28 protein-coding genes are annotated in these 26,028 nt (G+C 57.4%); 10 read left to right on the top strand and 18 right to left on the bottom strand.

Features of this window, described 5'->3' with window-relative positions:
• Positions 1-104 precede the first annotated feature (104 nt).
• Complete coding sequence (locus tag H6G07_RS13885) at positions 105-1,484, top strand: MATE family efflux transporter (protein WP_073608752.1); 1,380 nt, start codon at positions 105-107, stop codon at positions 1,482-1,484.
• 45 nt (positions 1,485-1,529) lie between these two features.
• Here the strand turns inward: H6G07_RS13885 and H6G07_RS13890 are convergent, their stop codons facing one another.
• Entirely contained in the window at positions 1,530-1,940 is a 411-nt protein-coding gene (locus H6G07_RS13890) for a hypothetical protein (protein WP_073608753.1), read from the bottom strand.
• A 381-nt stretch (positions 1,941-2,321) separates the two neighbouring features.
• Here H6G07_RS13890 and H6G07_RS13895 point away from each other — a divergent pair, with 381 nt between their 5' ends.
• The 4 genes from H6G07_RS13895 to H6G07_RS13910 all read left to right on the top strand — a co-directional run bounded on the left by H6G07_RS13895 (position 2,322) and on the right by H6G07_RS13910 (position 9,836).
• Positions 2,322-3,635 (top strand): sensor histidine kinase, encoded by a 1,314-nt coding sequence (locus tag H6G07_RS13895; RefSeq protein WP_073608755.1) that lies wholly within the window; start codon positions 2,322-2,324, stop codon positions 3,633-3,635.
• A 103-nt stretch (positions 3,636-3,738) separates the two neighbouring features.
• Positions 3,739-4,851, top strand: coding sequence for a phosphate ABC transporter substrate-binding protein PstS (gene pstS, locus H6G07_RS13900; protein ID WP_073608756.1), 1,113 nt, complete (start codon positions 3,739-3,741; stop codon positions 4,849-4,851).
• A 69-nt stretch (positions 4,852-4,920) separates the two neighbouring features.
• Positions 4,921-9,006, top strand: coding sequence for a replicative DNA helicase (gene dnaB / locus H6G07_RS13905; protein WP_073608757.1), 4,086 nt, complete (start codon positions 4,921-4,923; stop codon positions 9,004-9,006).
• A gap of 161 nt (positions 9,007-9,167) precedes the next feature.
• A complete protein-coding gene (locus H6G07_RS13910; protein WP_084173184.1) occupies positions 9,168-9,836 on the top strand; it encodes a dienelactone hydrolase family protein in 669 nt (222 codons plus the stop codon).
• Here the strand turns inward: H6G07_RS13910 and H6G07_RS13915 are convergent.
• From H6G07_RS13915 to leuB, 10 genes are all read right to left on the bottom strand, one after another.
• Positions 9,833-10,570 carry a Uma2 family endonuclease gene (locus tag H6G07_RS13915; protein WP_073608758.1) on the bottom strand — a complete coding sequence of 246 codons (738 nt, stop codon included), beginning with the start codon at positions 10,568-10,570 and terminating at the stop codon, positions 9,833-9,835. The two genes, H6G07_RS13910 and H6G07_RS13915, sit on opposite strands and share 4 nt — an antisense overlap.
• Positions 10,571-10,805: 235 nt before the next feature.
• Positions 10,806-11,078 carry a PAS domain-containing protein gene (locus H6G07_RS26420; protein ID WP_244901926.1) on the bottom strand — a complete coding sequence of 91 codons (273 nt, stop codon included), beginning with the start codon at positions 11,076-11,078 and terminating at the stop codon, positions 10,806-10,808.
• Positions 11,079-11,342, bottom strand: coding sequence for a hypothetical protein (locus tag H6G07_RS26425; RefSeq protein ID WP_242026770.1), 264 nt, complete (start codon positions 11,340-11,342; stop codon positions 11,079-11,081).
• 23 nt (positions 11,343-11,365) lie between these two features.
• Positions 11,366-11,743, bottom strand: a complete 378-nt coding sequence (locus tag H6G07_RS26430) for a PAS domain-containing protein (protein WP_242026772.1) — start codon at positions 11,741-11,743, stop codon at positions 11,366-11,368.
• A gap of 53 nt (positions 11,744-11,796) precedes the next feature.
• Positions 11,797-12,117 (bottom strand): CheR family methyltransferase, encoded by a 321-nt coding sequence (locus tag H6G07_RS26435; RefSeq protein ID WP_422393866.1) that lies wholly within the window; start codon positions 12,115-12,117, stop codon positions 11,797-11,799.
• Positions 12,118-12,170: 53 nt separating this feature from the next.
• On the bottom strand, positions 12,171-12,473 hold the full coding sequence (locus tag H6G07_RS13925) for a chemotaxis protein CheB (RefSeq protein WP_084173185.1): 303 nt from the start codon (positions 12,471-12,473) through the stop codon (positions 12,171-12,173).
• Between the two features lie 212 nt (positions 12,474-12,685).
• A complete protein-coding gene (locus H6G07_RS13930) occupies positions 12,686-13,429 on the bottom strand; it encodes a DUF561 domain-containing protein (protein WP_073608760.1) in 744 nt (247 codons plus the stop codon).
• 158 nt (positions 13,430-13,587) lie between these two features.
• Positions 13,588-14,745 carry a hormogonium polysaccharide biosynthesis glycosyltransferase HpsE gene (gene hpsE, locus H6G07_RS13935; RefSeq protein ID WP_084173186.1) on the bottom strand — a complete coding sequence of 386 codons (1,158 nt, stop codon included), beginning with the start codon at positions 14,743-14,745 and terminating at the stop codon, positions 13,588-13,590.
• 105 nt (positions 14,746-14,850) lie between these two features.
• Positions 14,851-15,057 carry a hypothetical protein gene (locus H6G07_RS13940; RefSeq protein WP_073608833.1) on the bottom strand — a complete coding sequence of 69 codons (207 nt, stop codon included), beginning with the start codon at positions 15,055-15,057 and terminating at the stop codon, positions 14,851-14,853.
• A gap of 153 nt (positions 15,058-15,210) precedes the next feature.
• Positions 15,211-16,293 (bottom strand): 3-isopropylmalate dehydrogenase, encoded by a 1,083-nt coding sequence (gene leuB, locus H6G07_RS13945; RefSeq protein WP_073608761.1) that lies wholly within the window; start codon positions 16,291-16,293, stop codon positions 15,211-15,213.
• A gap of 163 nt (positions 16,294-16,456) precedes the next feature.
• On the opposite strand from leuB, the gene H6G07_RS13950 reads away from it, so the two are divergent.
• The 3 genes from H6G07_RS13950 to H6G07_RS13960 all read left to right on the top strand — a co-directional run bounded on the left by H6G07_RS13950 (position 16,457) and on the right by H6G07_RS13960 (position 19,220).
• A complete protein-coding gene (locus H6G07_RS13950) occupies positions 16,457-17,107 on the top strand; it encodes a YqiA/YcfP family alpha/beta fold hydrolase (protein ID WP_073608762.1) in 651 nt (216 codons plus the stop codon).
• Positions 17,108-17,223: 116 nt separating this feature from the next.
• On the top strand, positions 17,224-17,808 hold the full coding sequence (locus tag H6G07_RS13955; RefSeq protein WP_073608763.1) for a DUF3038 domain-containing protein: 585 nt from the start codon (positions 17,224-17,226) through the stop codon (positions 17,806-17,808).
• Positions 17,809-17,858: 50 nt separating this feature from the next.
• On the top strand, positions 17,859-19,220 hold the full coding sequence (locus H6G07_RS13960; protein WP_073608764.1) for a DUF4335 domain-containing protein: 1,362 nt from the start codon (positions 17,859-17,861) through the stop codon (positions 19,218-19,220).
• Positions 19,221-19,236: 16 nt separating this feature from the next.
• Here H6G07_RS13960 and H6G07_RS13965 read toward each other — a convergent pair whose 3' ends face one another.
• The 5 genes from H6G07_RS13965 to H6G07_RS13985 form a co-directional block, all read right to left on the bottom strand.
• Positions 19,237-19,686 carry a ferredoxin gene (locus H6G07_RS13965; protein WP_073608765.1) on the bottom strand — a complete coding sequence of 150 codons (450 nt, stop codon included), beginning with the start codon at positions 19,684-19,686 and terminating at the stop codon, positions 19,237-19,239.
• A 95-nt stretch (positions 19,687-19,781) separates the two neighbouring features.
• The gene (locus H6G07_RS13970; RefSeq protein ID WP_073608766.1) at positions 19,782-20,174 is read right to left on the bottom strand and encodes a DUF1257 domain-containing protein; all 393 of its coding nucleotides are present in this window, start codon (positions 20,172-20,174) and stop codon (positions 19,782-19,784) included.
• Positions 20,175-20,213: 39 nt separating this feature from the next.
• Entirely contained in the window at positions 20,214-20,429 is a 216-nt protein-coding gene (locus tag H6G07_RS13975; RefSeq protein ID WP_073608767.1) for a DUF2997 domain-containing protein, read from the bottom strand.
• 760 nt (positions 20,430-21,189) lie between these two features.
• Complete coding sequence (gene psbA, locus H6G07_RS13980; protein ID WP_073608768.1) at positions 21,190-22,251, bottom strand: photosystem II reaction center subunit D1; 1,062 nt, start codon at positions 22,249-22,251, stop codon at positions 21,190-21,192.
• Positions 22,252-22,556: 305 nt separating this feature from the next.
• Positions 22,557-22,946, bottom strand: a complete 390-nt coding sequence (locus tag H6G07_RS13985; protein ID WP_073608769.1) for a c-type cytochrome — start codon at positions 22,944-22,946, stop codon at positions 22,557-22,559.
• 727 nt (positions 22,947-23,673) lie between these two features.
• Here H6G07_RS13985 and H6G07_RS13990 point away from each other — a divergent pair.
• Positions 23,674-23,817 carry a hypothetical protein gene (locus tag H6G07_RS13990; protein ID WP_171973022.1) on the top strand — a complete coding sequence of 48 codons (144 nt, stop codon included), beginning with the start codon at positions 23,674-23,676 and terminating at the stop codon, positions 23,815-23,817.
• An 80-nt stretch (positions 23,818-23,897) separates the two neighbouring features.
• Positions 23,898-24,785 carry a bile acid:sodium symporter family protein gene (locus H6G07_RS13995; RefSeq protein WP_073608770.1) on the top strand — a complete coding sequence of 296 codons (888 nt, stop codon included), beginning with the start codon at positions 23,898-23,900 and terminating at the stop codon, positions 24,783-24,785.
• Between the two features lie 78 nt (positions 24,786-24,863).
• Here the strand turns inward: H6G07_RS13995 and H6G07_RS14000 are convergent, their stop codons facing one another.
• Positions 24,864-25,232 carry a phage holin family protein gene (locus H6G07_RS14000; RefSeq protein WP_242026775.1) on the bottom strand — a complete coding sequence of 123 codons (369 nt, stop codon included), beginning with the start codon at positions 25,230-25,232 and terminating at the stop codon, positions 24,864-24,866.
• A gap of 253 nt (positions 25,233-25,485) precedes the next feature.
• Positions 25,486-26,016, bottom strand: a complete 531-nt coding sequence (locus H6G07_RS14005; protein WP_073608771.1) for a hypothetical protein — start codon at positions 26,014-26,016, stop codon at positions 25,486-25,488.
• Positions 26,017-26,028 lie beyond the last annotated feature (12 nt).

Below are 26,028 nucleotides of genomic sequence, written 5' to 3' on the forward strand. Positions count from 1 at the left end.
TTGCGCTGAACCCCAAACTCAGTTTTTGACAGATTTGATTGCCCAGCCCTAGACAATCTCAACTACGGTATACAGCATTCAACTCAACTGGGCTCGATCTTTCGATGCGTACACAGGATAGATCTATCGCCCAAGTCAAGGCCGGGTCAGAAGTACGAGCCTTTCTCGCCCTGGCGGGGCCATTGGCGGGGGCTCAGGTGGCCCAGGCTGCCGTAGGCTTTGTGGACACCTTAATGATGGGGCGATTGGGGGCTAACACCCTGGCGGCGGGTGGGTTGGCTGCGATTAGCTTTCAGCTATTGCTGGCGGTGATTGGCGGGTTTGTGATGACGGTGGGGCCACTGGTGGCCCAGGCCTTTGGAGCCGGGCAAAAAGACCAGATTGAGGCGATCTCCCGCCAGGGGTTCTGGCTTTCGCTAGGGCTGAGTCTGCCGATGATGGTGGTGCTCAGCCAGCTCGATCGGGTGCTGCTGGGGCTAGGGCAGCCCGAGGCGATCGCCACCCTCACCGCCCCTTATTTTCAGACGATTTTGTGGGGCGCGTTTCCGGCCCTGGCCTTTGCCATGCTGCGGGGCTACGCGGCGGCCCTGGCCGAGGCCCGAGTGGTGATTGTGATTGTGCTGGTGGGTACGGCTTTTAACATTGTGGGCAACTATGCCCTGGGGTTTGGCAAATGGGGCTTTCCGGCTCTGGGGCTGGGGGGGCTGGGGCTGTCTAGCGGGCTGAGCTACTGGCTGATGTTTGGGCTATTTCTGCTCTATACCCTCAAGCACCCCAGCTTAAAGGAATACCGCTTTTGGCGCGGGTGGCACCGAGTGCAGCCCCGGCTAGTCGGTCGGCTACTGGGCATGGGGGGCGAGATCGCCGTCACCATCGCCCTAGAATTTAGCCTGTTTGCCGTAGTTACGTTTTTAATGGGGATACTTGGCCCTGAGATGCTGGCTGCTCACCAGACCGTGTACCAGACTATTTACGTAATTTTTATGGTGCCGCTGGGCATGTCCTACGCGGCGACAGCCAGGGTGGGGCTGGCTTTTGGCCAGCAAGATATGAACGCGGCGCGACGGGCGGGGTATGTGGCCATGGCGATCGCCGCCGCCTTTATGCTGCTGGCCACCCTAGGGCTGCTGCTGTTCCGCCAGTCCATCATTGGCCTATATCTAGATCTGCGCGACCCAGCCAATGGCCCGGTATTCGCCCTGGCCCTGCCGATGCTTTTTGTGGCGGCCCTGGCCCAGGTCACCGACGGTGTTCAGCGGGTGGCCTCGGGGGCACTCTACGGGCTGCAAGATACCCGCATGCCCATGGTGCTCAGTGGGCTGGCCTTCTGGGGGGTGGGGCTGACTACGGGCTACATTCTCGGTTTTTGGCTGGGCCTCGGCGGGGTGGGGCTATGGATTGGTCAGTCCATTGGAGTAGCCACCGCTGGAATAATCTTTGTGGCCCGATTCCACCGCTTGACCCGCCCCAGCCGGGCGGTCTGACGGTGGCGGAGCCTAAGCTCTAAGGCCATGGTGAAACAAAGCAGTTTATGGGCGCACGGTTTCGTAGCGAATCAGGCGACGAATGGTGTCTGGAGAAACATTCAGCCGCTGCGCCATTTCTGCCTCAATGGCCGATGGCGATCGCAGCGGTAGGTAAAAGTCGAGGGTGCGCGGCACCGGCTTCACCACAATCACCTCCACCCGAGTCGCCCGGCGATCGCCCCCAGCCGCCGCATCCTGACCCTCGTTGTCGATGACAGCGCGAATGCTGAGAATGCCTTCGTCCTGCGCCGCTCCACTGGTCGCCAAGGCCAGAGGTGCGATCGCCCGGTTTGCCACCCCCAGGTAGTGATGAGTCCAGCCGTAGCCAGCCAGCCAAAATGCGGCCCCCAACAGCCCTAGGGGTAGCCAGAACTCTAGGCCAGATCGGGTAAGAAGACGTTTGAGAGCAGGCATAGGCGATGGGAAAGGTGGGGAAGTGGGCAATGTAGGTGAGTCAGTGATAGGGGTGGGAATGATTCTAAAGCTTAACGTCACCGGCATAACATCCACTCAGCTACCCATCCACTCCCTACTTGCCTTGGGTAAACTCACTAATGGTAAACAGCAGGTTAAGCTAGCAAAGCGAGGGTTGCAGCCTTTAGAATAGCTGCTGCGTTATCCCAGTCAGGTGCTAACCCACAGCTAGCTAGAACACGCCCTTAGCCCCTGGGGCACCGACACCTGGATCGCACCTATCGACGGCAGGGGCGATCGTTTCACCATGGGCAAACTCTGTGCCTAAGTCCGTCTCATCCCCTCGACTCACCTCCCATCCCCTCGTCTCCCCATATCTCCATGTTTACCCGCAGCCGCAAACATCTTACCCAGTGGCTCATGCTGACCATGGGCAGCGTCTTTGTGGTGTTTGGCGGACTGCTCTACGTAATCGAAGTCGAGCGGGAGCTAAACAAACTCGACCAGCAGCTCTACCGCGAAGCGGAGCTGATGATTAGCAGCGGCGGCGCTGACTCGTCGCCCAACCCAACCTACCCCGTGCAGTTTCAGATCAAAACGGTGCCGCTGCTGGGGGGCAGCACCCTGAGCATTACCTCAGATCTGGTCTACGCCCGCTGGTACGACACCAACAACCACCTGCTGATGTTTTTCGGGCCGCTGTCGGGCGATCAGCGCAACATTCAGCCCGGCTACAAAACGCTAATCTACGAGGGCCAACGCCTGCGCCAGATGACAGTGCCCATTGAGTCGGCGGGGCAAACCCTGGGCCACCTAGAACTGGCCACTACCCTGGTGCCAGTAGAAACTGCCCTCAACCAAGTTCGGCTGGTTTTGAGCCTGGGGCTGCCGGTGGGGGTGGGCCTGATTGGGCTGCTGAGCTGGTGGTTCGCGGGCCAGGTGATGCGGCCCATTCAATTGTCATACCAGCGATTAGAACAATTTAGTGCCGATGCCAGCCACGAGCTGAGGACGCCAATGGCCACTATTCTCAGGCAGGCCGAGCTGGGGCTGATGACGGCTTCGCCCCAGGAGCAGGTGGCGCGGCTCCAGCATATTGCCGGGTTGGCCCAGTCAATGGGGCAGTTGATTAACAGTCTGCTGGTGCTGGTGACCGCCGATCGCTGGTCGGGCACCCAGCGGTGCAACCTCACCCTCTTGGTGAAAGAAATCGCCCGCGAGTATCAGACCCAGGCTAAGGCTAAGGGGCTTTGGTGGCGGCTAGAGCTGCCCCAGGCTCCCCTCTGGGTCAATGGAGACGCCAACTTGCTCCGGCAGGCGATCGCCAACCTGCTCAGCAATGCCTGCCGCTACACGGCTACCGGGGGAGAGGTTGCGCTTTCTCTCAGCCATCGCCTCGACCGGATTATGATTACGGTGCAAGACAGCGGCATCGGCATTCCGGCGGCTGATTTGCCCCGCGTGTTTGACCGCTTTTACCGGGTTGACAAGGCGCGATCGCGCGAGACTGGCGGCTTTGGGCTAGGGCTGGCGATCGCCCAGCAAATCATTCAGGCGCACCAGGGCAAACTTACGGTAGTCAGCACCGAAAACCAGGGGTCAACCTTCACCATTACCCTGCCGTTACTCCTGTCTGCCAGTGACCGAGGGCAACCTGCCCCCCCGCAGACCTCGGGCTATAAGGCAGGGTGTTAGACCCAACACTGCATCAATTTCTCGTCGGCTAGATTACTCCGGCAAATGCCTAAAACCCTCGTTCTACCGTTGACCGTCAAAAACTGTCCGGAGTGTTGTTCCTATGATTTTTAATCGCAAAGTAGGGTTAGCGGCGGCTTTGCCCATGGTTTTGGCGATCGCGGCCTGCGGTGGCGGGTCTTCTCCTACCGCCGAGACCAACCGCGATGCTCCCCCGGTGTCCGCTGGCGACGGCAGCGGCACCACGATCGCGATCAGCGGTGCCGGGGCAACTTTCCCCGCGCCGATTTTTCAGCGCTGGTTTGACGCCTATGGCCGGGAAGTTGACTTCGATGTGCAGGTGAGCTACCAGTCAGTGGGCAGTGGCGCTGGCCTAGAGCAATACATCGCTGGCACCGTAGACTTTGGCGCGTCTGAGGCTCCAATTACCGATTCCGAAAAGCACACTCAGGCTTTCGTTGAGGCCTTTGGTTATGCCCCCATTCAGGTGCCGATCACGGGCGGTTTGCTATCGTTCTCCTATAATCTGCCTGGGATTGGCGATCGCGAGCTACGCCTTTCCCGCGAGGTCTACTGCGGCATCGTCACGGGCGAAATTACCCAGTGGAGCGACCCGGCGATCGCCGCGATCAACCCCGATCTAGAAATGCCTGACCTGCCCATCACCTGGGTTCACCGCTCCGACGGTTCAGGCACCACCTTTGTCTTTGTCAACCACATTGACACCGTCTGCGACGGCTGGGCAGGCGGCGTTGGCACCTCCGTTGACTGGCCCGTGGGCCTCGGCGACCAGGGCAATGAGGGGGTAGCCGCTACGATTCAGCAAACCGAAGGCGCGATTGGCTATCTGTCCTACGCCTATGCTGCCCTCAATGACATTGATTCAGCGCTGGTAGAAAACAACGCCGGTAACTACGTCGAGCCATCCCCTGAAACCGCAGGCAATGCCCTGCTCGAGGAAGCAATACCAGACGACTTTGCCCTGCTGGTGCCCGACCCCACTGGCGAAAACGCCTACCCCATCGTCGGTCTAACCTGGATCTTGATCTACAACCGCTACGAAGACGCAGCCCAGTGGAACGCCATGCGCGACGTGTTTGAGTGGTCCCTCGGCCCCGAAGGCCGCGCCATTGCTGAAGAGTTGCTCTACGTGCCGCTGCCTGAGCCGCTGGTGGAGCGCATTCAAGAGGTGTTTGACACCGTCAACGCGGGCTAATTGAGCCTTCATTGCCCCCAGGAGAGACAGGTTTAAAGCACAATTAATCTACTCCCATCACCCAGGGCCATGGTTCAGAATCTCAAGTTTGATGCGGTCAGCGATCGCCTGCCACCCCAAAATATTGAGGCCGAAGAGGCCATTCTGGGCGGTATTTTGCTTGACCCCGAAGCCCTCAGCCGGGTGATGGAGATTCTCACCCCCGACGCCTTTTACATCGGTGCCCACCGCGATATTTATAAAGGAGCGCTGGCCCTCCACGCCAAGGGGCAGCCCGCCGATCTGATGACCATTGCCGTCTGGCTAAAGGACAACGGCAAGCTGGAGCAGGTGGGCGGCCAAACCCGCCTGGCCCAGCTGGTCGATCGCACCATCAGTGCCGCCAACATCGACCAGTACGCCACCCTGGTGATGGATAAATACACCCGTCGCCTGCTGATTCAGACCGGGGGCGAGATTTCTCAGCTGGGCTACGACACGACGCTGCCCATCGAGAATGTGATGGATCAGTCGGAACAGCGGCTGTTTGGCATCACCCAGTCGCGACCCCAGGGAGGGCTCACCTCCACGTCGGATATTTTGATTGAGACGTTTTCAGAGATCGAGCAGCGATCGCTCGGCGTCGTCCTCCCCGGCATCCCCTGCGGCTTCTATGACCTGGATGCCATGACCCAGGGTTTTCAGCGTTCTGACCTAATTATTGCCGCTGCCCGTCCGTCAATGGGCAAGTGCTTGAGTGCAGACGCAGAGATCGTGGTGGCCGACGGCAGCCTCAAAACTATCGGCGAAATTTACCAGGAGAAATCTGCTTCGCTGCTCACCCTGGGGGATAACTGGCGCTTTCGGCTCACTCAGCCCAGCGCCTACGTAGACGACGGTCACAAGCCTGTGTTTCGGGTGAGAACGCGATCGGGGCGAGCGATCGAGACGACCCTGAGCCATCCCTACCTGACCATTCAAGGCTGGCGGCCCCTGGCGGAGCTGGCGGTAGGCCAAAAAATTGCCGTACCCAGAACGCTGCCAGTGTTTGGCACCGAAACCCTGCCTAAGCACCAGATCAAACTGCTGGCTTATCTAATTGGCGATGGCTGTCTGACAGGCACCTCTCCCCAGTTCACCAACGAAAATTCTGCTATTCAAGCCGACTTCACCGCTGCTGCCCTAAATTTTCTAGGGGTGAAGGTGCGCAAGGAAACCTCCCAAGGCACCCGCACGCCAACCTTTTACGTCACCTCAGATAGCGAAGACTTGCAGCAGGCCCGTCAAATCTTTGGTCAACGACTCAAGGAATTGATCAAGGCCAGTGGCCAACCCGCCCGTAGGTTGGCCCAAACTCTAGAGGTTTCTCCCGGCTTGGTGACACTATGGCAGCAGGGCGTCTGTGCGCCCAGCCCAGATATCTTTGAGCGCCTGTGCCAACTACTCCAGGTTCTCCCCGAGACCCTGGCCCCCGGTGGCCTCGCGACCATCCGCTGGATGAGTCAAAACAATCTCACGCTTTGGCTGCAAAAACTGGGCCTTTGGGGCAAATCGGCTCACCAGAAAACCATTCCAGCGACGGTGTTTCGGCTAGAGCGATCGCATCTCGCCCTCTTTCTAAATCGCTTATTCTCCACCGATGGCTGGGCTACCGTCCTCGCCTCTGGGCAGGCGCAACTGGGCTTTGCCAGCGTCAGCGAAACCCTGGCCCGCCAGGTGCAACACCTGCTGCTGCGGTTTGGCATTTTGGCTCAGCTCAGGTTGCGATCGGTGAAGTATCAGGGTGGCCATCGCCCCGCTTGGCAGCTCGACATCACCGATGCCCCCTCGATCAAGACGTTCTTAAGCGACATTGGCATCTTTGGCAAAGAAGCGGCCTTAGATAAGGTTAAGACTGCCTTGACCCACCGCCGTTACCAAACCAACCGCGATCTAATTCCGGTAGAAATTTGGCACACCCTCCATGCCGCTAAGGGGGCTGAGTCTTGGGTGTCCCTGGCCACCCGCGCCGGATTCCAAAGTACCAGCAATATTCACGCTGGCAAACGCGCTCCCACCCGCGATCGCCTCTTTGCCCTGGCCACCGCCCTAGAGCATCTGGAACTTCAGCACATCGCCACTAGCGATGTCTACTGGGACGAAATTGTGGCGATCGAGCCCCAGGGGATAAAACTGGTCTACGACCTCACCATCCCCGACACCCACAACTTTGTCGCCAACGATATCTGCGTCCACAACACCAGCTTTGTGCTAAATATCGCCCGCAACATTGCAGCTCTACAGAAGCTTCCTGTCGCGATCTATAGTCTGGAAATGTCGAAGGTGCAGCTGGTCTATCGCCTGCTCTCTAGCGAAGTGGAGATGGAAAGCAGCCGCCTGCGCACCGGACGCATTGCCCAAAACGAGTGGGAAAAACTGGGCCATGCCATCAGCATTCTCTCCCAGATGCCGATTTTCATTGACGACACTCCCAGCATTTCGGTGACTGAAATTCGTTCTCGCTGCCGCCGCCTTCAGGCCGAGCAGGGCGGTGCCCTGGGGCTGATTTTGATCGACTACCTCCAGCTGATGGAGGGCGGCGGTGATAACCGGGTGCAAGAATTGTCGAAGATGACGCGATCGCTCAAGGGTCTCGCCCGCGAACTCAACGTACCGATCATCGCTCTGTCTCAGCTCAGTCGGGGCGTCGAATCGCGCACCAATAAGCGCCCGATGATGAGCGACTTGCGGGAGTGCGTCACTGGCGATACCCTAGTTGTCCTTGCCAACGGTCGACGAGTACCGATTCAAGATCTGGTAGGTAGCACTCCAGACGTAGTGAGCTTGGATGAACAGGGCAAGTTAACTCAGGCTCAGGCCGATTTAGTTTGGCAGGTGGGTACTCGACCAATTTATGAGTTGACCACAGCCAGCGGACGCAAAATTCGTACGACTGAGAAGCACCGACTATATACCCTCGACGGCTGGCAACGGTTAGAGCAGTTGAAGCAGGGGAGCCGAATCGCTGTGGCTCAGCATTTGCCCGAACCCGCTGTTGCCGAGATTTGGCCTGAGTTAAGGCTGGCATTACTAGGGCAGCTCATTGGCGATGGTAGCTACCTCAAGGGGCAGCCCCTTCGATACACCACCGGCTCTGAAGAGAATAGCCAGATCGTCAAATTAGCTGCCGAGCAAGAATTTAGCTGTGAGGTGAAGCGCTACAAAGGCAGAGGTCAGTGGCATCAGCTTTTGATCTCTGGTAATGGCAATCGCTGGCACCCTGCCGGGGTAAATCGTTGGTTACGGCAGCTTGGCATCTTTAACCAACCTTCTCGGGAGAAACGCATTCCTGCCGAAGTGTTTCAGCTCTCCAATCAGCAGGTAGGTCTGCTCCTCAAACACCTATGGGCGACTGATGGCTGTATCTCGGTACGCAAGGGCAGAGGCGGAGATGCCGTATTTTTCTCCACCAGCAGTGAGGGCTTGGCCCGCGATGTTGCGGCTCTACTTCTAAGACTCGGCATTTGGGCCTCTGTGTTTTGGCAGCCAAGTCAGTGTTTTACCGTCAACGTTCAGGGTAGCGTCAACCAGCTTAGGTTTTTGACTCGGGTTGGGGCTTTCGGCCCTAGGGTAGAACCCGCTGCCGCTCTACGGCTGAAACTTGAGAGCATCATCTCAAATCCCAACCGAGACACCTTGCCCAGAGAAGTTTTTGATCGAGTCAAGGCTGATATGAGAGCCCAGGGCATTAGTCAGCGCCAAATGGCAACCCTGCGAGGCACTTCCTATGGCGGGACAGCACACTTCAAATTTGCTCCTTCGCGGCAGACACTCCTCAGCTACGCAGAGATTTTGGACAATGAATCCCTCAAAGAAATTGCCGCAGCAGACATCTTCTGGGATGAAGTGCTTTCTATTGAGCCTGCGGGGGAAGAACCCGTGTATGACCTGACTGTACCGGGGCCTGCCTCCTGGCTGGCAGACGGCATTGTGTCTCACAACTCAGGTGCGATCGAGCAGGACGCCGACTTGATCATGATGCTCTACCGCGAAGAGTACTACGACCCCGATACGCCCGATCGCGGCATTGCCGAGATCATCATTACCAAGCACCGCAACGGCCCGACTGGCACCGTCAAACTGCTGTTCGAGCCGCAGTTTACTCGCTTCCGCAACCTGGCCACCCCAGGGATGTAGCAGTCACCGTTAAGCCCACTGAAACTGGTGGAGAGCGCTAGTCGTAAACTTTGTAGCTACGACTCAACCTGCGGCGCTTAGATTTTGCTCCTTTGAGAGGTAATCTAGCGATCGCGCAGCCTCTCTTTCAAAGAATCGCACTCAACCTCAGGAGACCTCCCATGGGCGACATGATTAGCTTTAATCGACCCGATGGCCAATCGTGCCAGGGCTACTACGTCGAGCCAGCCAACGGCAACACCGCCCCCGGCATTGTTGTCATTCAAGAGTGGTGGGGCCTCAACGACCAGATCAAGGGCGTGGCCGATCAGCTAGTGCAGCAGGGCTACCGGGTGCTGGTGCCTGACCTCTACAAGGGCGAAGTCACCGTCGAAGCCGCCGAGGCCGAGCACCTGATGAACGACCTCGACTTTGGCGATGCCGCCACCCAAAACATTCGCGGCGCGGTGCAGCACCTCAAGGCCAGCAGCCCCAAGGTGGCGGTGCTGGGCTACTGCATGGGCGGAGCGCTAACAGTACTGGCGGCAGTGTACGCCCCCGAGACTGACGTAGCCATTAGCTGGTACGGGGTGCCCCCCGCTGAGGCTGCCGATGTGAGCACAATTGCAATTCCGTTCCAAGGCCATTTTGCCGAGCAGGATGTATTCTTTCCCCCTGACGCGGTGAAGGCCTTTGAGGCTCAACTTAAGCAAGGTAGTGCGCCCCACGAAACTTACTGGTACGACGCTCACCACGCCTTTGGCAATGAGAACAACGACATCTACGACCCAGAGGCGACAAAATTGGCCTGGGAGCGATCGCTCACCTTCCTCGCCACCCACTTGACCTAGGGTTGGTCTGGATCAATCCCCTGGGCACGGAGTAGAGCGTCTAGGCGATCGGCTCGCTGGCGCTCTGTCTCGGCCCGCTGGCGTTCCATGTCGGCTTGTTCAGAACTCCAGAGCAGCAGATTGCCGTCGGCATCCCACCAGCGCAGCCAGTTGAGGGTTTGGGCCAGGCGTTCTCCTGGCCAAATTCCTAGGAAAAGATTCAGCGACGGAATCCAAAAGTGGCCTTGGGCATTGGGGAGTTGAGATACGTAATGCCCCGCTTCTAGGCACCGGACTTCGAGCTTGGCAACCGCTGGATCGTAGATAACGTAGGTGGGGATCTGCAAAATTTGCTCATAGATGTAGAGCTTGCCGTAGGGCTGAGTGGTTCGAATCGACAGCTCACCATTGTCTGCCGCTGAAAGAAACTCCATGACCACCGCTACAGGGTCTCCCTCCAGGTGAGGAGTGTAGCTCCGGCGCACTAACTCTGGCGGGTATGGGTTGACCCGAGGCACGTAAAACCAGTCGGGCGCTTTGACCACAATTTCACCGTTCATTCTGACCACCAAACCAAAGTTGGAGCCAATTAGCATCTCAGGCCGAATTCGCTGGGCAGCCCCTAGGGCATCGGTGAGGGCGGCGGCTAGGGGCGGCTGTTGAATATTTTCCACTGGGTCATCGGGCAGCTGAAAGTCATCGGGCAGCGGCTTCCAGGTAATCGTAGGGCCAGTGCGGGGCTGAGCTTGAACCATGGTCGTTCCTCAAGCAAAACCGTTTGCGGCGGTTGTCTATCTCTATCCTAATCGGTCGCTTCTCTGCTGCTGAATAAAGGGCGTTGCTTAACGCAAGTATGATTTGCCCCCCAGCCCCCCAATTCTGGGGGGAGCCAGAGTCTCAAAGTCCCCCAGAATTGGGGGATGTAGGGGGCTATGCAGCGTCTAAAGGTTTTTCCGGTTCATTCCTCGATTCAGCAACGCAGAATAGAGGCTATTCCATGATCAGGATGACGCCCTGCACCTGCTTTTTGGCGTTTACCAGGGGGGTGCAGGTAATGTGGCAGCTCAGGCGGCGGCCCTTGCGGTTGACGGCCTCAAGGGTCAGCTCGACGGAGTTAGCGACGGTCGAGGCCAAGCAGTCGCGAATGGGCTGGCGCAGCTGCTCAACCGGCAGGCCGATATCTAGGTTGAGGAAATATTGGCCGACGACTTCTTCGGGGCGCAGACCCCAGAGGTCTTCGGCTTTGGTGTTCCAGATTTGCACTTACAGGTGGCGGTTGACCACCGCCACGCCGCCCTTGAGGCTAGTGAACACGCATTCTAAAAACGTGTTGCTTTTATTTAGTTCACCGCTGCTGCGCTGAAGTTCTTCGTTGGCCGATTGCAGTTCTTCGTTCATGGTTTCCAACTCTTCGTTGGTCGACTGCAATTCTTCGTTGGTGGTCTCTAGTTCTTCATTAGTAAATTGCAGCTCTTCGTTGGTGGTTTCTAGTTCTTCATTGGTAGATTGCAGCTCTTCGTAGGCCATCTCCAGCTCTTGGTTGGCATGCTCTAGCTCTCCCCGATATCCTGCTGGGAGAGACCAAAGAGCGCCTTGACGCGCTGATTGGCCAGCACCAACACACCATCGTGATTGAGTACAATGCAAGCCACTGGGCTGATGTCAAAGGCAGTTTCTAGCAGGCGTAGCTGGTCGGTCAGGGCATCGGGACTGGCTTCGTGGCCAGTTTGAGACATAATCAGCAGGCGATCGCGCCCAGTCAGCCGGGGCACTTTAGTAAAGACGCGCCCCTTGAGCTGCACTGGGCTAAAAAGGTTGCTGTGGGTGAGCAGCATTTCGGCCTTGCCTAAGAACAGGTAGCCGTTGTCACTCAGGCCAAAGTGAAACCGGGTCAAGATTCGGCCCTGGGTTTCAGCGTTGAAATACATCAGTGTGTTGCGGCACAGCAGCAGGTCAATCTTAGAGATGGGGGCATCTTGAATCAGTAGGGTTCTTCTCCAGAGGCGCAGCCAGCGCTCCAGACTCGAATGGGCTCGGTGTCGGCCTTGGCGCTCAAAATCGCCGGTAAAACCTCGGTTCGCAGGGCCTCCCAGCTAGCGGCATCGCGAAAAAATGTGGTGACGTTGATCAGCAGCGTGTTGAACAAATGCTGAAACTCATCGGGATGCACCTCTAGATAGTCGGTGTATTCGCTAAAACTGGTGACACTGACTGCCTGCATGCGGCGGGTGACGCGCCGCCTGAGGCTGGGCTGTTTGTAGCCCGTAAAGTCAAGCCCCGGTGGCTGCGAACGTAGCTTAATAGAGTTCTAAAGTCGGCTGCATCGCCAAAATTTTCCGAATTTGAGGCCACAGACTACATCTTTGCTTGTTGTAGCAGGTTTACCAGGGTTTGAGGAATGGTCTCTAGGGGCAAAACCCGATCTACTTGGTGGGTATCAATGGCGGCCTGGGGCATGCTGGCCACATTGGCGGTCGCGGGGTCTTGCACAATTACCCGCCCGCCGTGCTGCTTGATGGCCCGGATGCCAGCAGCGCCATCGCGACCGTAGCCAGTCAAAATGACGGCGATCGCCCGCTCCCCAAAGCGCTCGGCCACCGACACCAGGGTGCAGTCGGCGGACGGTCGAGAATAATTTACTTTTGCGGTATGGGTCAGGCAGAGGGTGCGATCGCCCCCTCACCGCATTCACCTCACGAAATACCATCAGTGGAGGGATAAGTGGGCAGAGCGTAGGTGTACCCTAGGTTTTAGTTCGAAGCGAAAGCGCTGCTTCCAGGCTGGTGACAGTCTCTAGCGCTAGCATCGCACAGTATTCGCTGAGGTCAAGGCAGTAACCCTGACCTCAGTTGACAAATTAACTCAAGTGTCTACTGCACTGCTGCCGAGACTCGCACCCATTGCAGGCTCTCGGCCAGCTGGCGCACCACAGCAACCATAGCCAAAGCGTTATCGAGCCGGTTGACGGCAGAGCCCACGCCCACGCCAGCAGCCCCGGCGGCGATCGCCATTGGTGCGGTTACATCTGACAAGCCCGACGCGCAGAGCACCGGCACCGACACCGCCCGAGCGATCGCATGGGCAGCAGCCAGCGTCGGCGCAGCCTTCTCAATCAACCCCAGGGTGCCGGGGTGAGTCGGCTGGCTAGAGGTGCCCCCCTCAGTCTGAATAATGTCGGCCCCAGCAGCCACCAAAGCTTCGGCCAGGCTCACCTGCTCATCCAGCGCCAAAATGTGGGGCACCGTGACCGACAGCGTGATCTGGGGCAGCAGGGCGCGGGTGCGGCGGGTCAGTTCGAGCACCTCAGGCGCTTCAAACCGCCGACCCTGAGCGTAGAAAGCATCAAAGTTGCCAATTTCGATCAGGTCGGCCCCAGCAGCCACGGGGGCGAGAAACGCCTCAGCCTCGACGGCAGAAACACAGATCGGCAGAGTCGTTGCGGCCTTGGCCAGGCGTACCAACTCAGCATCGGCGGCGATATCCACAAAGGTAGCACCACCCTGGTCAGCGGCCTTCACCACGGCCACCACCCGCTGGGGGTCAAAGTTGGTGAGACCGCTGATGATTTTGAGGGCGCTGCGGGTATCGAGGGCGCGTTGTAAGTCAGAGCGCATAGGTCTATCTCTCAAGATTGGGCAGTGACCCGCCCAACATAGCTGGGCGGGCGCTAGTTTGACCTATTGTTGCACTGTTGGCCGAATTGCGGATAGCCCCATGTTTTGAGTTTTGAGTTCTCAGTTGTGAGCTGGCTGCCGAATTCAAAATTCAAAATTCAAAACTTAGAGCTCCACCGCATCCACCGCTGCCGCCATAGCCGCTGGGTGATATAGAACGGGCTGATCAAACTGTAGAGATAGAGCCGCATTTCGCAGGCGGCCACCGTATCGCTGACCACATCGCCCTGGTATTTGACCAGGTGGCGCAAAATTTTGCGCACATCGTTGACTAGGTAGGCATGGGCCATCAGCGGACGCTGCCACAGGGGTACGCTGAGCATCCGCGTGCGGTGGCGGCTGAGGCCGATGCCCCGAAACAGTTGCAGCAGGTAGTCACGCTCAAACCGACTGGCCGGAATCTCGTGCTGCATGCGCATAGCCGGGTTATACCAGATCTCCCAACCGTGGCGCTGCATGTGGAGCACCACCTCCAGATCTTCCCCCGCCGCCCGAAAGCCAATGGCATCGGCCAGCGACAGCTGCTCGGGCACGCTGCCGAGCCAGGCCTGCCGCCGCACCACCAGCCCCGCCGCTGGCGGCAGCACCTTCTGTTTGGGTGCATAGAGCAGGGGGGTAGAGCCGCGCTCGGTCAACGCCAACAGAGACCCAATGCGCCCAAAGTTTGGCGGTGGGGTAACTTCAAAATCTCCCCGAATGCGGCTGCCAAAGGCCCCCGCCTGGGGGTGAATCTGGCCAAAGCGGTGGGCCGCCACCACCCAGCCCAGAGCCGGGTGGTTGTCGTCGTCTAGAAACCCGATCAGGGGGCTGCGGGCGAGGGTGATGGCCGACTGGCGAGCATAGCCAGCCCCCTGGCGGGGCTCAAAGGCATAGCGCAGAGGAATATCTTGGGGCCACTGCTGCTGATAGGTTTCGAACACCTGGGCGGTGCCGTCGGTGCTGTTATTGTCAACCACAATCACCTCCCAGGCCAGGTGCTCGGTACCCAGCTGGGCGAGCAGGCAGTCGAGCACCTTGGGCAGGCGGTGCTCACCGTTGTAGGTGCAGATCACCACCGATAGGTCGAGAACTTCTTTGCCAGGGGCGGCATTGGCCAGCTTCAGCCGCAGGCGCCGCAGCAGACGTTGGGTATAGCTGGGCAGCGGTCGATTGGCCATCGCCCGCCGCTGAAGGTCTGAGGCACCCAGTCGTTTAGCGGGCGGAGAGCCTACACCGGTAGAGAACGAGTCAGCGACCGCAAAAAAAGACTCAGCCATCGGTACCAAACCCTTTGCACTACTGGGTGACGCTCCTCAGTGTGCCCGTGGAGAATGGCCCAATATCTCGGCTGGTGGCTGAGTCTGGCAGACATGGCCGCTGGCTTAGTGCAGCCCTGGCTCGATCTGGCTGATGGGGACAAAGCACTCGGTGGGCAGCAGCACGGGGCGATCGCCAAAGATCAGCTTGCCACGATGGGTCTTAGTGCTAATGGCAATGCCGATGGGGCGCTGCACATCGTCGGGGTGCACTTCGTAATAGGTGCGGTAAATTTGCCGGGCTGACTTGAGCAGAACCGGGTTAAGCGCCATGGGCAGGGCACTAACATCTGGCAGCTGACTGGGCAATGGGCTGGAAGAAGGGGGTTGCTGTAGACCGTACACGGCTCACCTGTGCGCTTATGAACAGACTCTAACTCGACTTTTCAGTGGCAGCACATTCTAGAAAGACTTCTAGAAAGAACTTTATGACAGGGCACTCAGCAGGGCTTCGCCCATGGCCTTGCAACCCACCTGGGTCATAGTCTCAGACATGATATCGCCAGTTCGATAACCCTGATCTAAAACTGTAGTTACGGCCTGCTCAATGCGATCGGCGGCGGCGGGCTGGTCGAGGGCGTAGCGCAGCATCATGGCGGCGCTCAGCACCTGGGCCAGAGGGTTGGCCTTGTCTTGCCCAGCGATGTCGGGAGCCGACCCGTGGACAGGTTCATAGACCCCTGGCCCACTGGCCCCTAGGCTGGCCGAGGGCAACATGCCAATGCTGCCGGTGAGCATCGCCGCCGCGTCGGAGAGAATGTCGCCAAACAGGTTGCCGGTGACGATGGTGTCAAACTGCTTGGGCCAGCGGATGAGCTGCATGGCCGCGTTGTCGACATACATATGGGTGAGGGTGACATCGGGGTAGTCGGCAGAGAGAGCGGTGATGCGATCGCGCCACAGCTGCGAGACCTCCAGCACGTTGGCCTTGTCTACCGAGCACAGCTGGCCTTTGCGCTTTTGGGCAGTCTCAAAGGCGACCTTGCCGATGCGGTCGATCTCGCGATCGGTATAGGCCATAGTGTTGACCCCCCGCTTTTCCCCCGTCTCCGTTTCAAACACGCCCTTGGGGCTACCAAAGTAGATGCCGCCCGTCAGCTCTCGCACCACCATAATATCGACCCCTTCCACCACCTCTCGCTTCAGCGAAGACGCGTCGATTAGCTGCGGCAGAATGGTAGCCGGGCGCAGGTTGGCAAAGAGTTCTAACCCCGATCGCAGACCCAGCAGCCCGGTCTCAGGCCGCTGGTGGCGGGGCAATGTATCCCACTTATAGCCACCGATCGCCGCCAGCAGCACCGCATCGCTGGCCTTGCAGGTCTTCAGCGTTGCCTCCGGCAGCGGCTCCCCGGTTTCGTCGATCGCCGCCCCACCAATCAACGCCTCCTCAAACTCAAAGGCCAGATCCATCTGGCCGCCCACAGTCTTAAGCACATCCACCGCGATCGCCATAATCTCAGGGCCAATACCATCACCGGGCAATAGCGTAATGCGATAGGTCGAAGTCATAGCGTTTGAAGAAGGTGAATCGAACGTAGGGTAGGCACTGCTTGCCAGCTTGGGAAGCACACCGATTCAATATCATACCCCCAGGGGTTTCCCCCTTCACCGACTCACTCACCCACCCATCCACCCATCCACCCGCCCACCCGCCTACACACTCACTCCCCCCATGCCCCAATACCTCTACCTCCACGGCTTCGCCTCCAGCCCTCAGTCAGCCAAAGCCCAGGCCATGCGGACCCGCTTCTCGACGCTGGGCCTCGATCTCATCATCCCCGACCTCAACCAGGACGACTTTGGCCACCTCACCCTCAGCCGCCAAATTCAGCAGGTCAGCGCCTTGATTTTGGCCCAGAGTGAACCTACAGTTCTGATCGGCTCTAGCCTAGGGGGCCTCACCGCCGCCTGGGTGGCCCAACAAGCCGCCATTACCGATCGCATCGAAAAATTGGTGCTGCTGGCCCCCGCCTTTGACTTTCTTGCTCAGTGGCTGCCCCGCCTCGGCCCCGACCAACTCGAAGCCTGGCGCACCGGGGGTACCTTCCTCATCTACCACTACACTGAGCAGCGCACCCTACCGCTGCACTACGACTTCATCGCCGATGCCCAGGGCTACAGCGACGATGGCCTCAACGCTCAGATCCCAACCCTGATTCTCCACGGCACCCAAGACGAGACCATATCTATAGAAGCCAGCCGCGCCTACGCAGCCCCCCGCCCCTGGGTGCGACTGGTAGAACTCTTCAGCGACCATGCCTTAACAGATGTGGAGAAAGACATTTGGCAGCACACTCAGGATTTTCTCAAGCTTGGAACCTAGAGTAGTGCTTTAGCTATCGGGTCAGGTAGTTACGGTAGTTTCTCAACCCGTTTCAAGAACTGCAACCCCCATGCCACAATTAGCCCAATCCTCTACGTTAGTAACAGGGCAGCCCGGTGGAACCGTCTTCCCTCAGTGCGTCAAACAGTGAGCCCAATCCAGTTCAGCCGCAGGGGCCACCAACCCCACGGCAGTTGAGCAGCATCAAAGCTCAGCTTGACCTGGTGCTACTAGCCCTAGAAGCCCTCACCGGCCTAGGGTCAGACGCCATGCTGGCAGCGGCAAACGATTTGGGGGTATCGGATTTGCTGAGCGATCGCGTCAACCTATGGCGACTGCGTCAAGCCAGCCCGCTACGCAAGGGGCAGGGCCGCAAAAAGCTCGATGTTGACGAAGCCCGCGCCTTGGTGCTGGTGAGTTGTCATTTAGCGATCGCCCATCGCGATCCGATTCGGCAGGCCGTGGCGCGGTTAGAGAAAGCCCTCGAACAGGGGCAGCCTCCGCACCGCACCGCACAGCTAGGCGACTACCTCGACGCCTTTAGCAATGCCTACCAAGACCGCATGGAGGGCGATCAAACCGCCACCACCGACGAGATCAACGCCCTAGGGCTGAAGCTGCTAGTCGATCTGCTGTTTTACAGTGGCTCCGGCGGCAGCCGTAAGCTGTGGGTGGCGCTGCTTGAGCGGGCTGGCCAATGAGAAGTTTGAATTTTGGTTGGATTGGTTAAGGTGTTCTTGAGCTGAGTGCTATGGCTGCGATCGCCACTGTCACCTCCTACGAATATGCGGCGGGCACCTGTACTCTACGACTGGTGGGAGAGCTTTCGCCCCTGAGTCAGATTACGGGCCGCCCGGTGCTGGGGCGATCGCGGTTCCACCTGCAAGTGCAGGGCGACGATGCGCCTAGAGAAGCTAGAACCCTCGCTAGCCAGGCCATGATTTTGGAGATCGGTGGCCGAGAGCCGCAGTTTTCAGCCCTGGCAGAGTTGGTGCAAACCTACGTTCAGAATCATCTCAATGCCGATGCGCTAGCCGCTGGAGGAGCGGTTGCTCGGGGGGAAAATTTGCTTCAACCCGTCGGCCTAACCCGCCATCGACTCACCCTGGCTATGCCCCCAGAGCCACCTAGAGTAGTTGAACTCTCTACCCTGCAACTGTCTGATCTAGCCGATGCCCTGGAGCAGGCCGATAGCAACCTTCAAATCCTGCCCGACACGGCGATGCCCAAAACTCGTCGCGTGCGCCCTAAGCTACCGCTTTGGCTGGGGTCTGTGGCAGCGGTGGGTATTGCGGCGCTACTGGGTAACCAACTGCTTACCACCGCCCCTAGCTCCGTAGTGCTTTCCCCTGGGGAGTCTCAACCTACCGATGAGTTAGCAGGTCAGAATTCTGCCGATAACCCACCGCTGACCTCAGCAGAACCTGCACCCCCCGCCGCCAATACTCCCACTGCAGAAGACTCTGCCCCTGCTGCCACAGGCGAGGCTTTGCCAGCACCCCTTACAACAGCTCCGACCAGTCCAGCGGTCCTCGCTCCAACCAGTCCAGGGGCTCCCTCAGGCAGTGCACCTGAGCCGGGAACCCCAAAGGCATCGCCCCCACCCTCCACTGCCCCAGCTCAACCATCCCAGACCAGGCATGCTCCGGCTCCCGCCTACCCAGCTCAGGCCGAGGCAAGCGCCGGGGGGCAAGCCTCGCCCGACTCAGAGATAGCCGCTGAACGGGCACCGAATGCTGCCCCACCCGAAGCTCGAATGACCCCGGCCAGCCCCGAAGCCTTTGACACTGGCCCTAGCATTGCCGCTACGACCGCTCCCGACTCTGCGATCGCCTGGATCAGCAACCTTACCCAAGCCCTTGAGCAGCAGTGGCGTCCCCCGGCCAACCTAGCCGCGCCCCTGCGCTACCGCCTGATCCTTGAGCCCGATGGCACCGTGACTGCCTTGGAACCCCTCAACGACTTCTCGGCTAATTACCAAACCAATGCCACTCTGCCTCAGCCCGGTGACATCGTCCCTGGTGTTGTCAAAGACGCGCCAACCACAGTAGAGGTGCAGTTTTTGCCTACCGGAGAAGTAGTCGTGGTGCCGCCCGAAGTTGCAAACCCTTAGGGCTAAGGCCTGCCCCTTAGGAACCAGCCTCGGAGCAGCGCTGGCTCCGGCGCTTGGCCTTACGCATTTGCAGGGCTGACATGGCTTTGTCCACCGGGAACCCAGCTACGGGGATGACCTGGTGCTTGCGATCGCGCTCTAGCTGCTTCAACTCTGTATAGTCAATCCAGTGGATGCAATCTACCGGGCAGGTGTCGATCGCCTCTTGAATCAGATCTTCTGAGTCGCCATCTTGGCGGTAAACGCGCGACCTGCCGTGGTCAGGCTCAATATAAAAGGTGTTGCGGGCCACGTGGGCGCAGTGCTTGCAGCCAATGCAGGTAATTTCATCGACGTAGACGCCCTTTTGGCGCAGCTGACCGCCTAGCTCGGGTTCATAACCGGTACGGTCTTCTGCCTGGCGCAGTTGGCCGCCGAGTTCAGGTTCAAAGCCGGTCGCACCGGGTTGCCCGTCAAACTGTGTCATTGTGGTTGCTACTCGTGCTTTAGAACGCCCAAGGTTGGGCCAATACAAAGAAAGGGGCCAAATAGCCCCTCTCCAAGCTTCAAAAGGTCAATGGGTTAACCGTTCCAGCGCTGCACTACTAGCCGCACAGAACCATCTTCCCGCACCTGCTCTTCAGATAGCTGAAAGCCCTGACGAGAGGTTTCAGCCACTACAGTGTTGTAGGCATAGCGCTGGGTCACTCGGCTGAGAAACCCTTCAACAGTTAGCGGTTGCTGCCAATATTGCAGATCAGCCACCAGTTCATAATCACTGGTTTCGGGGTTGCGGCGAAAGCCAATATCGTAGCCGTTGTCTTGGGCAATCACCACATCTGCGGTCTGGGTTTGGCCCTGGTAGCCACGCACATCACAGGGGCCAGACTTCCAGTCAGTGCCCAGGTCATTCAAAGCCAGCTTTAGGGAATCTAGATTACGAATTTTGGTTTTGATTTGGCTAAAGTGTGACATTTGCTAGGGGTGATAGTAGGGGACTCTAGAATCGAAAAATTACCACTGACTGTAGGCAGTTTGGGCAGCCACAGTTTCGGTAGCCGTTTGCTCGTGCCGCTGAGCAAAATACTCAGAGGTCTGCTGCTGCGCCACTACGGTACCTAGCTGAGCTTCAATAGCCGCAGTTACCTCAGCGCAGGAGGCCCCCACAATGCCAGTCACCGTCTCTTTAACTCGACCGTCAGGGTAAATAATGAACTCTAACGTTTCCATAGGACTGCTCGTTTCAACACCATTAATGGTGATACTAGTGACCTTTAAACATTGTGGGTGTTAACAGCTTCCCCAGCGGCATGTCAGGTTGGCAAGCACCAAATGTAGTAACCCGATTCTAACCAGCAGGGGTAGTGCAATTCGCCACTGTTCGTTACGAAACTCAATCTAGTGCATTGATCCCGGAAGTGGGCACATCCATTAGACGTAGTGTCGCGTAACTTTTAGAGGGCGTCAAGGCAACTTTTGTTACATATCGCAGCGCTTTTGACAACTTACAAACGACAAACAGCCGTTTCAGCCGCATCCCAAGGCGTGGCGAGTATTAAGAAAATTAAAGATCAGCCTCTTGGCTCCATCGCCAAGATCGAAGGAAAACCGTTTTTCACGATCCCATAACTGTTGCCAGACTCAGACGACAACTCCTTAGCTGCGCAACTCTAAAGCCTTGTGCTAGTACATGGCTTTGACACTTTTAAGCAGGCAGCAAAAGCAGCTATCTCTCAGCGTTGCGCCCCGGACGGAGTGTTTAGAACGACCAAATTAGTTGTGGGACACGATCGATCTATCGCCCGTCACAACGTCGGCGAATTACTCACAGAGCATCCTATTTGATGACACTTTAGTAACTGCGATCGCCCCTTAACCAAGCAATCCCACCCCCGCACCAACCGCCTACATCGCTGGAAGTCATACAAAAAGCGCCCCCCATGCGGGGAGCGCTCTTTTGCTAATCAATCAATGGGGTAGTCGATGAGGACTAGCCGATGATTTCAGGTGCCTCAGCCGTAGCCAAGTCGAGGGGGAAGTTGTGAGCATTGCGCTCGTGCATCACTTCCATACCCAGGTTCGCCCGGTTGATCACGTCAGCCCAGGTGCCAATCACACGACCCTGTGAGTCGAGGATGGACTGGTTGAAGTTGAACCCGTTCAGGTTGAACGCCATGGTGCTGATGCCCAAGGAGGTAAACCAGATGCCAATCACTGGCCACGCACCCAGGAAGAAGTGCAGTGAACGAGAGTTGTTGAAGCTGGCGTATTGGAAGATCAACCGACCGAAGTAGCCGTGGGCCGCAACGATGTTGTAGGTCTCTTCTTCCTGACCAAACTTGTAGCCGTAGTTCTGTGACTCGGTCTCGGTGGTCTCACGCACCAGAGACGAGGTCACCAGCGAACCGTGCATGGCGGAGAACAGCGAACCACCGAACACACCGGCCACACCCAACATGTGGAAGGGGTGCATCAGGATGTTGTGCTCAGCCTGGAACACCAGCATGAAGTTGAAGGTACCGGAGATACCCAGAGGCATGCCGTCTGAGAAGGAGCCTTGACCCAGGGGGTAAATCAGGAACACGGCGGTTGCAGCAGCTACAGGAGCGCTGTAAGCGACGCAGATCCAGGGGCGCATGCCCAGGCGGTAGGAAAGTTCCCACTCACGACCCATGTAGCAGAAGACGCCGATGAGGAAGTGGAAAATTACCAACTGGTAAGGGCCACCGTTGTACAGCCACTCATCGAGGGAAGCGGCTTCCCAGATGGGGTAGAAGTGCAGGCCGATAGCGTTAGACGAGGGCACAACCGCACCAGAGATGATGTTGTTGCCGTACATCAAAGAGCCAGCTACGGGCTCACGGATGCCGTCGATGTCAACGGGAGGGGCGGCGATGAACGCGATGACGAAGCAAGCGGTCGCAGCGAGCAGCGTGGGGATCATCAGTACGCCGAACCAGCCCACATACAGGCGGTTCTCGGTGCTGGTCACCCACTGGCAAAACTGCTCCCACAGAGAGGCGCTCTCGCGCCGCTGTAGAGTCGTGGTCATGATGTATTAGTCCTTGGTATTTATCGATTCAAGGTACATGGGCCAACCGTTTAGATTTGTAACCCATGTGAGTAAACCATACCGCAGTTATGGAGTTTTGTAAACAAACATTCTGTCGAAATTTAATTTCTAGGGTCGCTGAGGAGAAGGTGTATATTCTCGCATTAGCCCTGTACCCCTTGATTACATAGGATTTATCAGGGTCACCAGGCTATATAAAGATTCTGAGCTGCGATCGCAGCTCAGCCGCAACCCGCCCATAATTCTCATAAAACTCTGTAACAATCAATCGCTGTAGAAAGTGGTTACAGCTTCTCTAGGTAAATCAATAGATCAGCCATGTCCTGAGGCTCGGGCTGAAACTGAGGCATGGGAGGGGTTTGACCGCTGATGACCTGTTTTATCAAGCCAACCTTGGTTTTGTGGTCAGACACACCCAACAACTTAGGCCCGACTTCGCCGGTAGCTTCAAGGCCGTGGCATACGGCACAGTTCATTTTAAAGATTGCTTCGCCTCGGCTGCCATTGCCCTCTAGGGAGAGCACCTGGTGAACATAGGGATCAGCGGCCTGAGAATAGCGCACGGCTACAACGCTCAGCACAACCGCTGTTACCAAACCCACAGCAATCAAAGCAGCCTTCTTTAGCAGGCTGCTCAGGTCTTCGGTCTGCTTGTCTAGCGTTTCTTGTGCCAAGGGAGGAAATGTATTTTCAACTAAATGTTACGTACTTTTAAGAACCGAAAACCGGTTTGCCACAGAATCTTAAGGATTCTGTCTAGAGAATGCCCATTTTTGCGCCAAGTCATAGCCTACTCACCTCAGTGGTTGATCCTTTGGCCTGAGATAGTACTTGTTAGTAGGTACTCCTCTCGCTGAGACCGCATTCGTCTACTTCAATGGGCCGTGCCGGTCTAGAAGCCAATGATTGGCCTACGGTGCGATGGCCTTGGGGAAACGGCCCAGCACTTGCGAAGAGATTGCGCCAGCGATCGTTGCCTGCTCAACAGCACGCCTGGCCTGTAACGAAGGTCAGCACTACTACCCATGATGCGGTTCAGATGGAGCAAACCTGGGTGGAGCCTCACGTCATTTAGCAGAGTCTGCTCTCGGTTTTGCGGTTAGGCACTTTTTCACTGCTGGGGTTTGCCTTTTCACAATTAAACTGTCATGACCTCGTCTAGTGAAAGTACTCAGGGTTTTCAAGCCTCTCAGAGTTTTCTAGAGGCTCATTTTCACCCCACGTTCATTGTGAAATGTATCGTGCCGGAGCTGAAGGCAGAGGCTTTGTTTCAACAGTGGCATAACCGACTAGCAGAGGCAGCGAGCTAGTTTGAGGGTCATACTCGCGTCGATAGTGATCAATAGTTTGATTCCTTCATCAATTTTGACCTGAGCGGTGATGCCAAGGGTGAGGCAGATCTTGAGCTTTTGGCTACGCCCGGTCTACCGACTGACGGCATTGCAAACTGACCTAATTGGCGCTGGCCTGGTGTTTGCTGCTCTTGGTTTCATGGCCAACGTGTTCACCTATCTAACCTGGGAAAGCGGCTTAGGAAAAGAGTGATAAACAACCGAATTGGCCAATTGCTTTAAAGCAAGTTCCACAAATGGTTACACTACTCGCAGAAAAAAGCGGGTGGAGCTATGGAGTCGAGCTTTTTAACGGCGGTTTTTTTGCCCCTGGCCTTGTTTGCGGTCATGCTGGGCATGGGGTTGGGGCTGAGAATTGATGATTTTACAAGGGTGTTGGTGTACCCCAAAGCAGTGGTGGTGGGGCTGCTGGCTCAGCTGGTAATGCTCCCGATTTTGGGGTTCGCGCTGGCGTCGATTTTTCCGCTGACTCCCGAGCTGGCGGTCGGGGTGATGATTTTAGCGGCCTGCCCTGGAGGGCCAACCTCAAACCTGATTACCTATCTGGCGCGGGGAAATGTGGCTCTGTCGATTACCCTGACGGCGATGAGTAGCTTAATTACGGTGTTTACCATTCCCCTGGTGGTGAACCTGGCGATGGGGGCGTTTTTAGGCGAAGCTACTACTCTGAGTCTGCCGGTGGGGGCAACGGTGATTCAGATCGCCGTGATTACGCTGATTCCGGTAGCGATGGGCATGGCGCTGCACCACTACCGGCCAGGGTTCGCCGCCCAGGTGGAGCGGAGTGTTAAGTGGCTTTCATTGGGGTTGCTGGGGCTGATTATTGCGGGCCTGCTGGTACAGCAGCGGGCGAATGTGGTGGGCTTTTTTGCCCAGGTGGGCCTGGTGACGCTGGCGTTGAATCTGGCGGCGATGGCCTTGGGCTATGTCATTGCTGTAGCAGCTAAGCTCGATCGCCCCAGCGCCACGGCGATTACGGTGGAGGTAGGCATTCAGAATGGCACGCTGGCGATCGCCATTGCCAGCGCCCCCACCCTGCTCAACCAGCCAGACCTAGCGATTCCGGCGGCGATCTATAGCCTGCTGATGTTTGCCACGGGCGGGGCTTTTGCCGGGTGGGCCACCCGGCAAAGCTCAAGGGAACAAACTCCCGTTGGTTAAAGATCGTTTGCCTAGCACAATGCCCTGGGCCGCTATGGCCCAGGGCATTTTTAGTACAAATCAGACGACCTGATTGACCTAAGCGCCAACCAGACCAACAGAACTGAGGATGAAGTTGAGAATTGAACTGATGATGGCCAGGGCGATCGCGCCAAGAATCGCGCTCCAAATCCCGTAGCGCAGCCGGAAGCCCTCGATCAGCCAGGCGGCCAGGCCAAACACAATGATCGCCCCAATCAGCGGAATCAGACCCAGACTGATGACAGCGAACCCAGTGCGCAGGGCGCTGGGAAAGAAACTCCAGAAACCGTTAAACGCACCGATAATCGCGCCCCCCAGCAGCGCCTTGACGGGGCTATCAATTTCGACTCCAATGGGCGGAATCTTAGAAATAATCAGCAGGCTAATAGCCAGTACGACGACACTAATTAAAAATCCAATCAGCATTGGTATTTCTCCTCACACAGGTAAACGATGGGGTTTGTCAGAACAGGAAAATTAGCTCAGAAGGGCGGCTGGCCCATGCACCTGAAATTATCGAGCATAGAATAGCAATTGCTACAGTTTTTCGCTTTATCTCGGGGAAATTGAGGTTAGGTTGGCTCTGGCGCGGTCTTTTACGCTTTAGGGCGCTTGATCTGAAGCTATCTATACCATGAACCTCTAGAGGACAATTGATTTGCCCCTGGTCTGGAGTTGGTTAAACTGCCAGCCCCAGGGCCGTGCCCATTTTGTTGAGCACATCGCTTTCTTTATCACTGATGCGGCTGGAGCCGATGCCTAAAATGCCGCCCTCCCGATGGGCCTCGGCAACCTTGGTGGCTACGCCAATTAGCCATTGCTTAAGTTCGCTGGCTTGCACCCCAGTAACTTTGGTGTCTAGAATGGCCGCGACCGTTTGCAGATGGGCGATCGCATAGTCGCGCCCATCTTTAGCGCTTTTGAAGGTTTGCATCAGGCCCAGCAGTTCAAACTGTTTTTTAAGCAGCAGCTGCTCCCCAGCTAGCAGGTCGGCGGCATCCAGTTCGGCAATGCTGCTGATCAGGGTTGGGGCCAGGTCGCCCACGGCATCGCTTTGCTGAATTGCGTCGGCGACAATGGCGACCCCAGACTTAACCTCCTGCAAAAACAAAATCGGGTCAACCCGATCGGCCAGGCAAACACCCATGACCGCCTGCATTGGAGCCTGAAGCAGCGCTGACCATTCCTCGGCAGTAAAGTTTTCTCGCATAAGAGCGCCCTG

Source organism: Phormidium tenue FACHB-1052, from assembly GCF_014696675.1.
GTDB classification, from domain to species: Bacteria; Cyanobacteriota; Cyanobacteriia; order Phormidesmidales; family Phormidesmidaceae; genus Nodosilinea; species Nodosilinea tenuis_A.

Bases quoted from the DNA above. Each gene is read 5' to 3' on its own strand.
- psbA (WP_073608768.1), bottom strand. From the start codon at position 22,251: ATGACCACGACTCTACAGCGGCGCGAGAGCGCCTCTCTGTGGGAGCAG.
- dnaB (WP_073608757.1), top strand. From the start codon at position 4,921: ATGGTTCAGAATCTCAAGTTTGATGCGGTCAGCGATCGCCTGCCACCC.
- H6G07_RS13965 (WP_073608765.1), bottom strand. From the start codon at position 19,686: ATGACACAGTTTGACGGGCAACCCGGTGCGACCGGCTTTGAACCTGAA.
- hpsE (WP_084173186.1), bottom strand. From the start codon at position 14,745: ATGGCTGAGTCTTTTTTTGCGGTCGCTGACTCGTTCTCTACCGGTGTA.
- H6G07_RS13970 (WP_073608766.1), bottom strand. From the start codon at position 20,174: ATGTCACACTTTAGCCAAATCAAAACCAAAATTCGTAATCTAGATTCC.
- H6G07_RS13885 (WP_073608752.1), top strand. From the start codon at position 105: ATGCGTACACAGGATAGATCTATCGCCCAAGTCAAGGCCGGGTCAGAA.
- H6G07_RS13940 (WP_073608833.1), bottom strand. From the start codon at position 15,057: ATGGCGCTTAACCCGGTTCTGCTCAAGTCAGCCCGGCAAATTTACCGC.
- H6G07_RS26425 (WP_242026770.1), bottom strand. From the start codon at position 11,342: ATGGCCTACGAAGAGCTGCAATCTACCAATGAAGAACTAGAAACCACC.
- H6G07_RS13975 (WP_073608767.1), bottom strand. From the start codon at position 20,429: ATGGAAACGTTAGAGTTCATTATTTACCCTGACGGTCGAGTTAAAGAG.
- H6G07_RS13890 (WP_073608753.1), bottom strand. From the start codon at position 1,940: ATGCCTGCTCTCAAACGTCTTCTTACCCGATCTGGCCTAGAGTTCTGG.
- pstS (WP_073608756.1), top strand. From the start codon at position 3,739: ATGATTTTTAATCGCAAAGTAGGGTTAGCGGCGGCTTTGCCCATGGTT.
- H6G07_RS13960 (WP_073608764.1), top strand. From the start codon at position 17,859: ATGGCTGCGATCGCCACTGTCACCTCCTACGAATATGCGGCGGGCACC.
- H6G07_RS13895 (WP_073608755.1), top strand. From the start codon at position 2,322: ATGTTTACCCGCAGCCGCAAACATCTTACCCAGTGGCTCATGCTGACC.
- H6G07_RS13930 (WP_073608760.1), bottom strand. From the start codon at position 13,429: ATGCGCTCTGACTTACAACGCGCCCTCGATACCCGCAGCGCCCTCAAA.
- H6G07_RS14000 (WP_242026775.1), bottom strand. From the start codon at position 25,232: ATGCTGATTGGATTTTTAATTAGTGTCGTCGTACTGGCTATTAGCCTG.
- H6G07_RS26430 (WP_242026772.1), bottom strand. From the start codon at position 11,743: ATGTATTTCAACGCTGAAACCCAGGGCCGAATCTTGACCCGGTTTCAC.
- H6G07_RS13995 (WP_073608770.1), top strand. From the start codon at position 23,898: ATGGAGTCGAGCTTTTTAACGGCGGTTTTTTTGCCCCTGGCCTTGTTT.
- H6G07_RS13915 (WP_073608758.1), bottom strand. From the start codon at position 10,570: ATGGTTCAAGCTCAGCCCCGCACTGGCCCTACGATTACCTGGAAGCCG.
- H6G07_RS13950 (WP_073608762.1), top strand. From the start codon at position 16,457: ATGCCCCAATACCTCTACCTCCACGGCTTCGCCTCCAGCCCTCAGTCA.
- leuB (WP_073608761.1), bottom strand. From the start codon at position 16,293: ATGACTTCGACCTATCGCATTACGCTATTGCCCGGTGATGGTATTGGC.
- H6G07_RS14005 (WP_073608771.1), bottom strand. From the start codon at position 26,016: ATGCGAGAAAACTTTACTGCCGAGGAATGGTCAGCGCTGCTTCAGGCT.
- H6G07_RS13910 (WP_084173184.1), top strand. From the start codon at position 9,168: ATGGGCGACATGATTAGCTTTAATCGACCCGATGGCCAATCGTGCCAG.